The sequence below is a fragment of the uncultured Shewanella sp. genome (assembly GCF_947491715.1).
Classification (GTDB): Bacteria; Pseudomonadota; Gammaproteobacteria; order Enterobacterales; family Shewanellaceae; genus Shewanella.
Genome location: NZ_CANLKR010000010.1, coordinates 60,785 through 74,722, shown reverse-complemented (window position 1 = coordinate 74,722; position 13,938 = coordinate 60,785). Strand labels below are relative to the sequence as shown.

Annotated in this window: 13 protein-coding genes; 7 read left to right on the top strand and 6 right to left on the bottom strand. The window is 39.2% G+C overall.

Annotated elements, in window-relative coordinates:
* Positions 1–59: 59 nt before the first annotated feature.
* The gene (locus Q0779_RS09400) at positions 60–806 is read right to left on the bottom strand and encodes an SDR family oxidoreductase (RefSeq protein ID WP_298771946.1); all 747 of its coding nucleotides are present in this window, start codon (positions 804–806) and stop codon (positions 60–62) included.
* Positions 807–1,228: 422 nt separating this feature from the next.
* Here Q0779_RS09400 and Q0779_RS09395 point away from each other — a divergent pair, with 422 nt between their 5' ends.
* The 4 genes from Q0779_RS09395 (at position 1,229) to Q0779_RS09385 (ending at position 4,720) form a co-directional block, all read left to right on the top strand.
* On the top strand, positions 1,229–1,708 hold the full coding sequence (locus Q0779_RS09395) for a YcxB family protein (RefSeq protein WP_298771943.1): 480 nt from the start codon (positions 1,229–1,231) through the stop codon (positions 1,706–1,708).
* A 637-nt stretch (positions 1,709–2,345) separates the two neighbouring features.
* Positions 2,346–2,705 (top strand): DUF3019 domain-containing protein, encoded by a 360-nt coding sequence (locus tag Q0779_RS24000; protein WP_367180807.1) that lies wholly within the window; start codon positions 2,346–2,348, stop codon positions 2,703–2,705.
* Positions 2,705–3,418 (top strand): response regulator, encoded by a 714-nt coding sequence (locus Q0779_RS09390; protein WP_298771942.1) that lies wholly within the window; start codon positions 2,705–2,707, stop codon positions 3,416–3,418. Before Q0779_RS24000 ends, Q0779_RS09390 begins: the two co-directional genes overlap by 1 nt.
* A 15-nt stretch (positions 3,419–3,433) precedes the next feature.
* The gene (locus Q0779_RS09385) at positions 3,434–4,720 is read left to right on the top strand and encodes an ATP-binding protein (protein ID WP_298771940.1); all 1,287 of its coding nucleotides are present in this window, start codon (positions 3,434–3,436) and stop codon (positions 4,718–4,720) included.
* On the opposite strand, the gene Q0779_RS09380 is transcribed toward Q0779_RS09385, so the two are convergent.
* Positions 4,681–4,950, bottom strand: coding sequence for a DUF1289 domain-containing protein (locus tag Q0779_RS09380; protein ID WP_298771939.1), 270 nt, complete (start codon positions 4,948–4,950; stop codon positions 4,681–4,683). The genes Q0779_RS09385 and Q0779_RS09380 overlap by 40 nt on opposite strands.
* 301 nt (positions 4,951–5,251) lie before the next feature.
* Here Q0779_RS09380 and Q0779_RS09375 point away from each other — a divergent pair, with 301 nt between their 5' ends.
* A complete protein-coding gene (locus Q0779_RS09375) occupies positions 5,252–6,601 on the top strand; it encodes an NAD(P)-dependent oxidoreductase (RefSeq protein ID WP_298771937.1) in 1,350 nt (449 codons plus the stop codon).
* Between the two features lie 12 nt (positions 6,602–6,613).
* Positions 6,614–7,885 (top strand): NAD-dependent dihydropyrimidine dehydrogenase subunit PreA, encoded by a 1,272-nt coding sequence (gene preA, locus Q0779_RS09370; RefSeq protein ID WP_298771935.1) that lies wholly within the window; start codon positions 6,614–6,616, stop codon positions 7,883–7,885.
* Between the two features lie 49 nt (positions 7,886–7,934).
* On the opposite strand, the gene Q0779_RS09365 is transcribed toward preA, so the two are convergent.
* Genes Q0779_RS09365 through Q0779_RS09350 form a run of 4 tightly spaced genes read right to left on the bottom strand, consistent with a single transcriptional unit; the run spans position 7,935 to position 11,419 of the window.
* The gene (locus tag Q0779_RS09365) at positions 7,935–8,891 is read right to left on the bottom strand and encodes a D-2-hydroxyacid dehydrogenase (protein WP_298771933.1); all 957 of its coding nucleotides are present in this window, start codon (positions 8,889–8,891) and stop codon (positions 7,935–7,937) included.
* A gap of 21 nt (positions 8,892–8,912) precedes the next feature.
* Positions 8,913–9,692 carry a co-chaperone DjlA gene (gene djlA / locus Q0779_RS09360; protein ID WP_298771931.1) on the bottom strand — a complete coding sequence of 260 codons (780 nt, stop codon included), beginning with the start codon at positions 9,690–9,692 and terminating at the stop codon, positions 8,913–8,915.
* A 54-nt stretch (positions 9,693–9,746) separates the two neighbouring features.
* On the bottom strand, positions 9,747–10,412 hold the full coding sequence (gene murU / locus Q0779_RS09355; RefSeq protein WP_298771929.1) for an N-acetylmuramate alpha-1-phosphate uridylyltransferase MurU: 666 nt from the start codon (positions 10,410–10,412) through the stop codon (positions 9,747–9,749).
* Entirely contained in the window at positions 10,409–11,419 is a 1,011-nt protein-coding gene (locus Q0779_RS09350) for an aminoglycoside phosphotransferase family protein (protein WP_367180803.1), read from the bottom strand. The genes murU and Q0779_RS09350 overlap by 4 nt, the downstream gene beginning before the upstream one ends.
* A 161-nt stretch (positions 11,420–11,580) precedes the next feature.
* Here Q0779_RS09350 and lptD point away from each other — a divergent pair, with 161 nt between their 5' ends.
* Positions 11,581–13,920, top strand: a complete 2,340-nt coding sequence (lptD, locus tag Q0779_RS09345) for an LPS assembly protein LptD (RefSeq protein ID WP_298771925.1) — start codon at positions 11,581–11,583, stop codon at positions 13,918–13,920.
* The last annotated feature ends 18 nt before the right edge of the window (positions 13,921–13,938 follow it).

The following is a 13,938-nucleotide window of genomic DNA, read 5'->3' as shown; positions in this document are numbered from 1 at the left end:
GAGACCCTTCTGTCCCTAAGCCAACAAGCGATGGCTTTAGGATAGAAGTTTTCCTTACGCTAACTCATATTTTTCAAAAATCGAGCAGGAACAACACGGACTAACCATTGCATCCACGCCCATGGCCAGCTTGGTGCGTAACAAATGGCTTTTTCAGCCTCAATTCCTTTAACTATCGCTCGACATCCCGTTTCTGTATCAACAATAAAAGGGACTTTTTTCACTTTTTCATTCATTTCACTGCGAATGAAACCGGGATGTACACAAGTGACATTAATAGGGGTCCCCATGCAATCGATTCGAATCCCCTCAGTTAAAGAAGATAACGCCGCTTTCGTTGCTGCATAAACAGTAAGGGCACGCCTAAAGCCTCTTAAAGCGCTAAATGAAGAAATTGTCACTAGATGACCTGCATTTTTCTCTCTAAAGATTTCCATCGCGGCTTCAGCTTGCGCTAATGACGCAATAAAATTGGTTTCAGCCGTTTGTTTGTTAATATTAAAAGAGCCACTCCCTATGGTCACCCCTTTACCAATTCCAGCATTAATAATAATACGATCAAGTCCTGATAACACATTATTACATTCATTAAAAACATCAAAAACTTGATTATGTTCAGTAACATCCAATTGCTTGACGACTACCTTAATATTGGGGTTCAAGTTAAGTAAAGTTTGTTTTAACTCTTCAAGCATCTCGATACGTCTTGCACATAAGGCTAGATTTCGCCCTTTTTTGGCAAACTCAATAGCCATTCCTCGCCCCAAGCCTGAACTTGCCCCTGTAATCAAAATATTCTGTCGCATGCCTATATCCTTGTGCTCACTGATAAATAAGCAGACTAATAATAATGAGATAGAATGTAAATCAACTTAACCACATATACCCGTGATACTGCAAGCTGCAGGATTCAGCTGGAATTAAAAGCCTTTTAGACAAGGCATTGAACATCGAGCCTAGTCATTCTAAGCCGGTGTTTAATAACACAGTAATAAAAGGCCTCGCTTTTACATATAAAGAGGCCAGCCCCTTGGGAGTGTGTAATAGCACCGACTTCTACGTTGTATCATCTTAAAAGGCAATAAGCATTTCGGCAATAATACGCCTTGAATTAGGCACTTTTACGCACTCTGAAAACAAACATCTTGCAGTATCACGGGTATAACAATTGGTTTATCCTTTCTCCTTCGTTACACTATTCAATGTCAAGAACTATGCCGAGTAAAGTATGACTTCTGTAAATGAATTTACCTGCCAATATAAGCTGGATAAACAGTATTTTATCGAATGCTATGAGCAATCCACAACAACAACCTCAACATCAATAAAAAAATACAATAAATCATTATTTTTTATCATTGTAGGCACTGCAATGCTACTGACTCAGCTAAACTCATATGCATCATGGTTCTTAATTGCGCTAGGAATACTTGAAGCATTAAGTGTCAAATTTCAAAAATCTTGGTGGCTAATGCGACAAATGTTCAGTAAAGCCGCTAATAGCGATATTCGACTGACAATCAATGAGCAGCATATTCAAATTCATTCTTATTATGTCAACAAGACCCTCCCTTGGAGTGAGGTCAGTCAAGTGATAAAAACAGAAAAAGGCTTCATTGTTTTCCATGGTAAAGCACGTCATTATCTATCTAACCAACATCTCAATAACGTCATCATTAAATTTATCAGCAATAAAGTGAAAAAATAAGCTAAAGATGAATAGAAACTGAATGTGCAGTTCTCACTTCGTGATTACAACACTCACTTTCGGTTTCTACCTTTAATTAACAATATTTTCAGAACATTTCCAGACAAGCTGTATCACTTTGCATCAATGCCCATATAAACACTACTGAATTACCCTAGAAATGGTATTCTAAAGCCTACGGATATCGGTTCTATGGTAGGCGAGAAAAAACAAATTCATAAGCTCCTTATTTTGTCTGTAAAACAAACAAATCGGATAAATAAGGATTAAACTTATAACGTTACTTATGAATATGCTCATTTTAATGTTGCAATCAGTCATATATGTTTATTAAACCAGACAACTCCGACTAAATAACCAGCAAATGATAGCAAGATCACCCCCTCTTCAAGGCATATGTTGATCAAAGATAAAATATCTTTCTTTCCCAAGCCCTTTTTGATCCGCTTTCTTTCTATCAATGACAATTTTCGATTAAGGACTAAACTAAAAGAATGACACCTTAACATTTAACATATAAACCTTGTCATAGACAAGCATGATGATTTTATTTAAACACTGTCAGAAATAGGTTTTACAATAAGTGCAACGATCTATCATTAAATTAATATACGTCACTTTTAACACTCATGCTCTGATGTGTGGAGAAGCTAATGCAGCTAAAAACAAAAACCTACCCATATTACAACTTTTCCCAGAACTTTGTATTACATCAACAAGGCAACTTCTTTGTTATTTGCAAGTCGAAATAAAGTGTAAACTTAACATTTTTAAACCAACATATATTTTATCAAGCTATCATGAAATCATACAATGGTGTAAAAGCTCACCCGTAAGTAAGTTATTAACACTCAACGATAGAAGAATAAAAGTTAATATATTCAAAATGATAGATAAAGAAACAAATAAAACACTAGTAGGTACTGAATGTAAAGACAGTCCTACTTCTATGTCACATTTAAGGCGACTATTTCGCAACGCATGGAGTCTATTCTAATGACCCTCCCCCAATCTAATCATAGAGTCCTATTAGTAGAAGACGATATCCGTCTCGCTAACTTAATTGTGGATTATTTAAAGTCACATGGCATGCACGTGGAAGTTGAACGTCGAGGTGACACCGTCTTAAAACGCTTAATCCATTACAAACCTGATATCATCATTCTTGATATTATGCTGCCAGGAATGGACGGATTAACTTTATGTGAAAAATTGCCTGATTATTTTTCAGGCCCCATTTTGTTAATGAGTGCCCTTGCATCCAATGAAGATCAAATTAAAGGACTGGAAATGGGGGCTGATGACTATATCGTTAAGCCTATCGATCCTGCTCTATTATTGGCGAGAATTAACAATTTATTAAAAAGAAAACTTCAACCCCAAAAAACTGAATCTCACTGTTTAAGCTTTGGAAAGTTGAGTATTGATCCTCATACTCAGGTAATTCGTCTAGGGCAAACGGAAATAGATCTTACCAATCATGAATTTGAGTTGTTGTGGTTACTCGCTTCTCAAGCCGGTCAAGTATTAAGCAGGCAATACATCTATCAATATCTACTCAATATTGATTTTGATGGCAAAGATAGAAAAATCGATGTCAGAATTTCACGTTTAAGAAAAAAACTGGGTGATAATATTGAAACACCTTTTAGGATCAAAACAGTATGGGGACAAGGCTATTTGTTTGCCCCAGAAGCTTGGAATAACTGATCCTAGGTTGATAAAGTGAAACGTCTTTTTATCAGCTTTTATCTTCTGCTCAGCCTAAGCTTTCTTGGCATAGGCTGGACATTAGATTATCTTTGGCAAGATCAGACAAACCAAAAATCCATTGAAAACGCTTCTTTCATAGTATTAGCACAAGTTTTATCCCAATTACCTGAATACGAACGTATTTTATACCTAAGAAATAGTACCCATTTTGCTAATTTGCCATTAACACTTGTGGATATCAATAAAGTCACTTTAATCAATAAAGAGCAACTGAAAAGTGACGCAATTCTTAGTGTGTCGACTAAGACAGATAATGAACTGCATTTCATCTCGGTAAACAATCAAGTTTTAGTGATTGGCCCCCTTACTGTAACCAAAAATGAGACACTAAAAAACATTTTCAATTTATTTTTATTCCTATCAATAATTGTCATTCTATTCATATTGATTTGGCCTTTATCAAAAGATTTAACCAAACTCAAAGCCTCAGCAAAACAATTAAACAAGGCCAAATGGGATACTCGCACTACGTTAACAAATCGCTCTCAAGTCAATGATTTAAGTCTTACTTTTAATAAAATGGCACATCATATTACCCAACTTATCGATAATCAAACTCATCTCCTGAATGCCGTATCCCATGAGATCCGTACCCCGTTATCTCGATTAAAGTTTGCCCTTGCACTCATATTACAATATGCAAAACCCTATCTGCCAAATCAAAACCAACTGGTTGAGAATACCAACCATGATATTGATGAAATTGAAGCCCTGTTAGCAGAGTTGTTAAGCTACACCAGCCTAGATCCTCAATTTCAGCAACCCAAATTTGAGTCAGTTGAGCTTAACCAATTAGTCGAAAAAACAATCAAAAGATTGCAAGCTCATCAAAAAAACATCATCTCTTTTATTCCTCATAAAAGCCCTGTCATTGCCACCATCAATGCTATATTAATCGATAGAGCCCTACAAAATTTAATCACGAATGCCCAAAAGTTTGGCCATAAGTCCGTTATCGTTGAAGTCAGGCAAAATGAAAAAGAGATTGAAATATCAGTCACTGATGATGGTGAAGGCATTCCACTTACAGAACGAGAAAGAATATTTGAACCTTTCTATCGAAGTCAAGAGAAGCAAAAACAAGGCCCAAGGGGGTACGGACTGGGACTGGCTATTGTTAAACGTATAATGGATAAACACCAAGGCAATGCCACATTAAAAAGTAGTCAAGGCCAAACGACATTTAGCTTACACTTACCTCACTCTGCCGAATCAAAATCAAACTCTCCATTTGAATAAGCCTTTTCCCCGCTAGCCTTTATTTTCCTTGCGTTTAACACCGCTAATTCTCGACGGCGCTTTCTTTGTTTACACAATCTTAGAATGAGTTGCTTTTGATGTTCAGAATAATCCAGCCAATAAAAGCGTTCATCACGACTGCGAAAACAGCCCAAGCAATAGCCTCGAGCATCACTTTGACACACGTTGATACAAGGGCTAGGTATGGTAAAAAACTCTAACTGCTCCATAAATTAAAGATAACTGAAATCAGAATAAAACGTTAAATGATTTAAAAGTCATCCACTATTACTTTTAAATATAACCAAGTAAATTAACAACAAAAACAACAGATTAAATTTGAAATTTGACTGATTTTCTTCCCTAAACTACAGTTAAATATTAAAAAGTTAAGCCATATCTCTATCACAAAATCTGTGATTTTTCAGCAGGAGTACAAACATTATAAGCAATGTCGATAGTTGAAACGAATAGTCATTCTTAGTTTTGATTCAAACATCACCCACCTTTTAAAACTATCAAGGAGAAGTAATGAGTGTGGATCATGATATACAGGCCGCAAGGTTAAATTCAAAAGATATCAAAAATAACTTTACCGATATTCACCCTGCTCTAACAATGAAACAAGCCTTAGTCGCTAGCGAACGTTGTTTATTTTGCTATGACGCCCCTTGCATTCAGGCTTGCCCAACACAAATCGATATTCCTTTATTCATAAAAGAAATCAACACAGATAATGTTCATGGTGCAGCAAAAGAAATTCTCTCAGCCAATATTTTAGGGGGCAGTTGCGCCAAAGTTTGCCCAACTGAAACCTTATGTGAGCAAGCCTGTGTCAGAAACCTGAAAGAAGAAGCGCCTGTTGATATCGCATTATTGCAACGATATGCCATTGATCATTTAGACAGTACACAAGCCTATCCCTTTTCAAGAGAGCAACCTACAGGTAAACATATCGCCATTGTCGGAGCGGGACCAGCAGGCCTTGCCTGTGCCCATAGACTGGCTCAGAAAGGACATAAGATCACCATTTATGAAGCCGCAAAAAAAAGCGGAGGACTTAACGAATATGGCATAGCCCAATACAAGTTAGTGGATAATTATGCCCAAGAAGAAATAGATTTTGTATTAAAAATAGGAGGAATAAAAATACAACATGAAACCGCTTTGGGTAAAGACATCAGTTTAGCATCGCTGCGAAACACCCATGATGCCGTCTTTATCGCAATCGGCTTAAATGCAACAAATTCACTCAATATACCAGGGGAAGAGCTAAAAGGTGTCGAAGATGCTATCGATTATATTAGTGAATTGAGGCAATCGAAAGACATGACAAGGCTACCAGTAGGCCGCCGAGTGGTGATTATCGGCGCAGGCATGACAGCGATTGATATTGCAGTACAAAGTAAAAAACTAGGCGCGGAAGAAGTCAGCATAGTATATCGACGCGAACAACAAAGCATGGGGGCATCAATGTATGAACAAGAGCTTGCTTTAACAAACGGTATACGGTTTATTTTTAATGCACAGCCATATCAAATACGCGGCAATAAACAAGGCGCTACACATATACAGTTTAAAGAAACCACGCAAGATAAATCGGGAAAAATGACCACCACAGACAAACTGATAGAATTACCCTGTGATGTTATTTTTAAAGCCATAGGACAACAACTCAATACATCAATATTTGCACATAACGCCGACCCCATTCCTAAATTCGATAAACGAGGAAGACTTAAAGTGGATCAGCAATTTCAAACATCCATAGAAAAGGTTTATGCCGGAGGCGATGCAATTGATGGATTAGATCTTGTCGTTGAAGCCGTTTCTCATGGCAACCATGCAGCAGCCGCTATTCATCAACAACTCAAAGACTAAAAGGCACTATATATGGCAAATTTGGCATGCGAGTTTATCGGTATAAAATCCATTAACCCTTTTTGGCTTGCTTCCGCGCCTCCTACAGACAAAGCCTATAATGTTGTTCGCGCTTTTGAGGCTGGCTGGGGAGGAGTCGTTTGGAAAACATTAGGTGAAGATCCTAGTGCCATTAATGTTTCCTCCCGTTATGGTGTTCATTACGGACAAAATAGACAGGTTATTGGCTTTAATAATATCGAACTCATCACAGATCGACCTTTACAAATAAACCTCGATGAAATCACTCAAGTCAAAAAAGACTGGCCTGATAGAGTGATTATCGTCTCCTTAATGGTGCCATGTGAAGAAACCCCTTGGAAACGCATACTCAAGAAAGTTGAAGCAACAGGTGCTGACGGTATTGAACTCAACTTTGGCTGTCCACATGGCATGCCAGAAAGAGGGATGGGGGCTGCTGTTGGTCAAGTACCTGAATATATTGAAATGGTCACACGTTGGTGTAAACAACATTCTTCACTTCCGGTCATAGTCAAACTCACACCGAACATCACCGATATTCGCGCTCCTGCTGAAGCCGCGATAAGAGGTGGCGCCGATGCGGTAAGCTTAATCAATACGATTAATTCTATCACTTCGGTCGATCTTGATACTATGTCACCAGAGCCCAGTGTCGATGGAAAAGGCACTCACGGCGGCTACTGCGGACCCGCAATTAAACCCATAGCACTTAACATGGTTTCAGAAATTGCCCGCCACCCGACAACGGCCAATATTCCTATCTCTGGCATAGGCGGTATATCAAATTGGCGTGACGCCGCAGAATTCATTTCATTAGGCGCTATGAATGTACAAGTTTGCACCGCAGCCATGTTATTTGGTTTTAAAATTATCAAAGAATTGTGCAGTGGACTCAGTGATTGGATGGACAAACAAGGCTATTTAACCATTAATGATTTCAGTGGCGCCGCCATAGCCAACACCACTGACTGGAAGTACTTAAATATGAATTATAAGCGTATCGCCCTTATCAACCAGGAACACTGTATTCAATGTGGGCGCTGTTATGCGGCTTGTGAAGACACATCGCATCAATCTATTGCTATCACTGAAAAAGCAAACTCTAAACAATATACCATCATAGAAGAAGAATGTGTGGGCTGTAATTTATGTCAGATCACTTGCCCTGAGCCGCAAGCCATTTCGATGATAGACATCGATACAAGCCAGCCTTATCTTAATTGGACCCAAGATCCTCGCAACCCACACAGAGAAAAATCATAATCAAGATCTTCCCCCTTTGATGTCCAGATAGTAAAGGGGAAAACCAATCTTATACTACTTGGTTATGTAAAATTTCCCCATTTGTATATGCCGTCAAATTCATCACCGTAATATCTAACAATGTCTGGCGAGCTTCCAAAGTGGCCCAAGCATTATGGGGAGAAAGTGCAATATTATTGAGATTAAAAAAAGGATGATCATTTGCAGGAGGCTCTGTTGATAGCACATCAAGGCCCGCAAAAGCCAATGTCCCATTAGCAAGTGCAGCGGCTAAAGCCATTTCATCAATCAATTCTCCCCTTGCAGTATTGATCAATACCGAACTGGGCTTCATCTTCGCTAAACACTGAGCATCAATTAACTGATACGTTTCAGATGTTAAAGGGCAATGTAATGATAAAAAATCCGCAGCCTCTATCACCCCATCAAAACACTGCCAACTCACACCTTCAGGCAAATGCTGTGGCTTAGTACGTGAATACACCCTCACCAGCATGTCAAATGCAAGTCCTATCTGAGCGGCCTTTTGAGCAATATGGCCAAAGCCTATGAGGCCAAGCACCTTATTTTTAAGAGAGTGTAGCGGAGATAGCGTCAATGAGAAATCTCGACATGCTCCCCAAGCTCCACCTTTAACCGCTTTATCGTGTTCTGCAACTTGCTGACTGAAATGCAATATATGAGCGAAGACCATTTGAGCAACAGAATCTGACGCATAATTCGGTGCATTCGTCACAACAATACCTCGGGCTGCAGCCGCATCCAAGTCGATAACATTAACGCCTGTAGCCAACACCCCTATATAGCGTAACTGAGGCAGCATAGACAAAATTTCAGCGCTTAATTTAACCTTATTCGTTAAAATAACATCAGCCTCTTTGGCTCGTGAGATCACTTCATGACTTGCTGTTCTATCATAACAAGTTAATTCACCTAACGCCGTTAAACCCTGCCAGCTCAAATCGCCTTTGTTCAAGGTATAAGCATCTAAAATAACAATTTTCATTGCGGCTCCATCAGAAGGACATTATCGCATTCGACGTTCGCTTTTCACTTTATCATAAGCCGTTTGAATATCTTGTGCTTTATTCTTAGCCAGCTCCATCATCTCTGGTGGTAACCCTTTCGCTACCAGTTTATCAGGATGATGTTCATTCATTAATTTACGGTATGCCCGTTTCACATCTTGGTTGGATGCACTTTGCGATAAACCAAGAATAGAGTAGGCATCTTCGATTGTTGTCTTATTGGTACTGCCACCATTTTGATGAAACTTGAACTCAGCTTGCCATCGCGACAATAAGGCATCCAATTGAGCACGTGAGCAACCTAACTCCTGCGCAATAACTAAGAGAACGGCATGCTCACTGGGTTCTAATTTAGCATCAGACAAAGCTGTTTGAATTTGAATTTCCAAAAACATTTGTACCAGCTCACGCCGCCCCATGGCTATCATTCTAAATGTTTTTAGCTTCTCTTTTACATCAAAATCATCTGCTTTTCCTTCACGAAAAGCCGCTTGTGCTTCTTTTCTTGCTTCACCTTGTAACTGCATTTGATCCATAAGCGCAGTGGCAATGCGAATATCGTTTTGAGTCACTTGGCCTGACGCTTTGGCGACATGTCCCATAACAGCAAAAGTGGTATTAAAAAAAAGCCGCTGCCGCTGAGCCGCATTCGCAAACAATGATCCGCCACCTTGGCTGCGATCATAAACATGCCCTAGCCACAACCCTAATAGACCACCAACAAGACGGCCCAGCATGAATCCAATAATAAAACCAAAAACCTTACCAAAAATCCGCATTAAATTGCCTTTGAAATATAAAATTACTTATCAACATGACTGTGACCTGCTCAATCAAGCATCAACTGCCAATCTTTTTTCTAATGCATCCAATCTATCAATGGTTCCCACATCGCACCAAAAAGTTGTCATATGAGTACCTAAAACAGTATTTTGCTCCATTTTTTTCCTCAATAAGGGCCCCAATGGAAATGAGTTATCTTCACACTGTGAGAAAAATGAAGGACAATATAAACCTATTCCCGAAAAAGTCAGCATATTGTAACCGCTAGTCTTCACTTTCTCATTAACTAGACAAAAATCCCCCCTTGGATTATGAGTTGGATTATCCACTAACCACACATAGGCTTGTTGCTCCTGTTTAAGCGCAGGGAGGCTTGGCAGCTCATCAATAAAAATATCACCATTTATCACCAAAAAGGGCGCATCACCCAACAAAGGTAATGCATGCTTAATCCCACCACCTGTATCTAATGCCGTTTCTTCTTGACTGTAATGTAATCTCACGCCCCACTGCTCTCCTGAGCCTAACGCATGAATAATTTTATCACCTAACCAAGCTAGATTAATCACAATATCTTGTACACCAATACGTGCCAAATTCTCTATATGATATTGAATTAATGATTTTTCATTAACTTTGACTAAAGGTTTGGGCACATGATCCGTTAATGGCCTCAACCTCTCCCCTCTCCCTGCCGCTAAAATCATTGCTTTCATATTACTTGCTCTACCGAATCCATAAACTGGGGAATAAGCACCAATTCTACCCAAGAACCAAAAGCCGCTAGTTCTGGATAAGATAATGCCACATCTCGAATGTAACTTAAGGTTAATGGAATGTCGGCTAAATATGCTGACTTTCTATCTCTATGATGTAATCGAGCAAAAATTCCCACTGCTTTGATGTGGCGTTGCAGCCCCATTAAATCAAACCAACGACGATACTGCGCCAACGTGATATGACTGGCAATCTCACCTCTTTGCTTGATTGCCTCATAATGCTCGCCCATCAAATGATCAACCAATTTATCAGGCCAGCGTATATAACAGTCTCTCAACAAGGACACCACATCATAAGTGATAGGACCAATAACCGCATCTTGAAAATCAATAATATGCAGTTCATCATTTTTCAGCATAATATTGCGACAGTGATAATCTCTATGCATACCAACCAGAGGCTGCTCAAGTGCATTGTGTACTAAATGCTCAAAGGTCTTCGATAACATACCGCATTGCTCATGGCTCAATGTGATAGAAAGATGACACGTTAATAGCCAATCTGTGAATATATCAAGTTCTCGCTGAACAAAAGCCCTATCATATAAAGGTAAATCACCTTCATTTGTCTTCTTTACTTTTGTAATATCACTCAGTAAAGCGAGCGCAGTTTTATAATAATCTTCAACATTCTCAATATTTAGCATTGAGAATAATGATGTATCTCCCAAATCGGTTAGCAACATAAATCCATTTTGCGTGTCTTTCGCAATAACCTCTGGTACATTAATGCCTACCTGAGCATAGGCATTTGCAATATCAATAAATTGTTGCAAAACTACTTGTTTGGGTGGTGAATCAACTACTATATAAGAAACATCATTGATCAGCACACGAAAATAACGTCTCACACTGGCATCACCAGAAATCAGTATGGGTGATAAATCGAGTGAAAAATGGTCACTTAGCCACGTTGTAAGCTGAATAAATCTAGGATCTGACAAAGGATGCCTCATGGCTCTTCGGTAAAAATTGCTTTATTATAACGAAAAAAATGAAATTGCTAGAAAAATAGACATAAAATATTTAGTAAAGTTGCCCAAAGATGAACGGTTTCTTTACCCTCTTTCAACCGATTTGACGAAAAAAAAGTAACTAACTTAAGATGCAGATCCGTTATTTTCTGGCCTTGAGCCTATTTCCAACACTCGTTTTAGCTGATAATTCGACAGCAGAGCCTTCTTCCAGTTCGGTATGTATTATCGAGCCTAAACTGCCACGTCAAATCCCCACGTCGCCTTCTTCAGCTATCCAAGATCCATCCGAAGTCACCATTACATCCAATGACTCACAGGCCCAACTCGGCCAAAAAGCCATTTTTAACGGTGACGTATCATTTATTCAAGGTTCACGTAGTATTGCTGCTGATGAAGCCATTGTTGATCAGCAGCAACAAAGTTTATCAGCAAATGGTGACTTAGTTTTTTCCGATAGCAGCTTCATCGTTACAGCCGACTCACTCGTCGCTCAAATGCGAAGCAATACCGCCACACTACAAGGCACCAGTTATTGGTTAAAAGGCCAACAAGCCCATGGTACTGCTGGCACGCTTGAAATTACCAAAGACAATGACTTAATATTGTCTCAAGCAACCATTACCACCTGTCCAGATCCTCAGCCAGATTGGGTGCTTGAAGCCAATAAAATAAAAATTGACAGTAATGAAGAGTGGGGAGAAATTTGGGGGGCCAAATTAAGGGTCGCCGACATCCCAGTATTTTACTTACCTTATATGACCATTCCTGTGTCAAATAAACGAAAATCTGGATTTTTGTTTCCTTCTTTTAGTTCCAGCACAAAAAATGGACTCGAATTTACAGTTCCCTATTATTGGAATATCGCCCCTGAATATGACTTAACTTTAACGCCAAATTACATGTCGAGTCGCGGTCTCTATACTAAAAGTGAGTTTCGCTATCTCGCAGGAAATGACAGCTCACCACAATCGGGCCAAATCAATTTAGAATATTTAGGGAACGATCAATATGAAACCAACCATTCTGATCGCTACCTTTATCATTGGCAACAACAAGGCAGTATAGGACAAAATTGGCGTATCATGGGCAATTACACCGATGTCTCGGATGATAATTACTTTAATGATCTTAGCTCAGACATTAGTACATCAAGTAATAATCAACTCATTCGCGTTGGTGAAGCCAGCTATTTAGAGGAAAACTGGGACTTAACCACTAAAGTACAAGATATCAAAGTGTTAGGTGAAAGTGACCAGCCTTATCAGGTCATGCCTCAATTGGACTACAATTACCGAGCACCGAATGCCCTCAAAGGTATCGATTTTGATCTATTCAGTGAAGCCACTCAATTTAAAGATCAAAACACAGGCAATTACTCATCAGCCACTCGTGTGCATTTAGAGCCGAGCCTATCCTACCCTATTCAAGGACCCGCCGGCTCGCTTACAACACAGCTAAAATTACTGCAAACTAATTATTCACAACAAGATAATACGGGAGCGGGCCTCTCAGATAGTGTCAGTCGAACCTTGCCCGAAGCACGTGTTTCGGGGCAAATTAATTTTGAACGCTATACAAATTACTTCAATCAAAATTACAGACAAACACTGACCCCACAATTCCAGTATCTTTATATTGGTTATCAAGATCAATCTGATATCGGTATTTATGACACCGCAGAGTTACAAAATGACTATTACGGCTTATTTAGAGATAGACGCTATTCTGGGTTAGATAGAATCGCCGATGCAAATCAAATGACTGTCGGAATCACAACGAAACTTTTTAATACCCAGAACAGAGAAGTGTTTAAATTTAGTCTGGGGCAAATTATTTATTTTCAAGATAGCCGCGTCATTTCTGAATATAGCAATACAACAAACACGGCCACAACCAGTTCCACATTAGCATCGGATCTCTCGGCCCAACTTTATAATGATTGGTTTATCAGTGGCTCTGTTCAATACAATACTGAAGATAATTCCAATACCAAAAATGAAGTGTCACTGGACTACCGTCCAGCGCCCAATAAGTTATTGCAAGTCAGTTATCGATATGTGCCTGATCTTGTAAATACAAATACGGGAGTGACATCTGATATTTCTCAAACAGGTTTTCGAGGCGCATGGCCAATCACAGACAACATCTCCCTTGTCGGTAATTGGTATTATGACTTAAGTGAAAAACAAAGCGTTGAAACCTACACGGGCTTTCAATATGATACCTGCTGTTGGGCCGTTAGGGTAACTTATCATGATAGAATAAAAACCTCTTATAGTAATAACACCTCAAGTGCATATTTCCAAAGTGGTGTGTACATAAACTTCATTATCAATGGATTAGGTGGTTCAACAACATCGAGTAGCTCAAGCTCCTCGGGAAGCTCAAGCGGTGGCTCATTGAATGCATCAAGTATGCTAAATGATGGATTATTTAATTATCGAAGTCCGATATATATGAATAATTAACCTAAACCAAACGCGTTC

What these genes read in the sequence shown, in the direction of transcription:
- Q0779_RS09400 (WP_298771946.1), bottom strand. Translation starts at nt 806, where the DNA reads ATGCGACAGAATATTTTGATTACAGGGGCAAGTTCAGGCTTGGGGCGA.
- Q0779_RS09390 (WP_298771942.1), top strand. Translation starts at nt 2,705, where the DNA reads ATGACCCTCCCCCAATCTAATCATAGAGTCCTATTAGTAGAAGACGAT.
- Q0779_RS24000 (WP_367180807.1), top strand. Translation starts at nt 2,346, where the DNA reads ATGTGTGGAGAAGCTAATGCAGCTAAAAACAAAAACCTACCCATATTA.
- lptD (WP_298771925.1), top strand. Translation starts at nt 11,581, where the DNA reads ATGCAGATCCGTTATTTTCTGGCCTTGAGCCTATTTCCAACACTCGTT.
- Q0779_RS09395 (WP_298771943.1), top strand. Translation starts at nt 1,229, where the DNA reads ATGACTTCTGTAAATGAATTTACCTGCCAATATAAGCTGGATAAACAG.
- djlA (WP_298771931.1), bottom strand. Translation starts at nt 9,692, where the DNA reads ATGCGGATTTTTGGTAAGGTTTTTGGTTTTATTATTGGATTCATGCTG.
- murU (WP_298771929.1), bottom strand. Translation starts at nt 10,412, where the DNA reads ATGAAAGCAATGATTTTAGCGGCAGGGAGAGGGGAGAGGTTGAGGCCA.
- Q0779_RS09365 (WP_298771933.1), bottom strand. Translation starts at nt 8,891, where the DNA reads ATGAAAATTGTTATTTTAGATGCTTATACCTTGAACAAAGGCGATTTG.
- preA (WP_298771935.1), top strand. Translation starts at nt 6,614, where the DNA reads ATGGCAAATTTGGCATGCGAGTTTATCGGTATAAAATCCATTAACCCT.
- Q0779_RS09380 (WP_298771939.1), bottom strand. Translation starts at nt 4,950, where the DNA reads ATGGAGCAGTTAGAGTTTTTTACCATACCTAGCCCTTGTATCAACGTG.
- Q0779_RS09375 (WP_298771937.1), top strand. Translation starts at nt 5,252, where the DNA reads ATGAGTGTGGATCATGATATACAGGCCGCAAGGTTAAATTCAAAAGAT.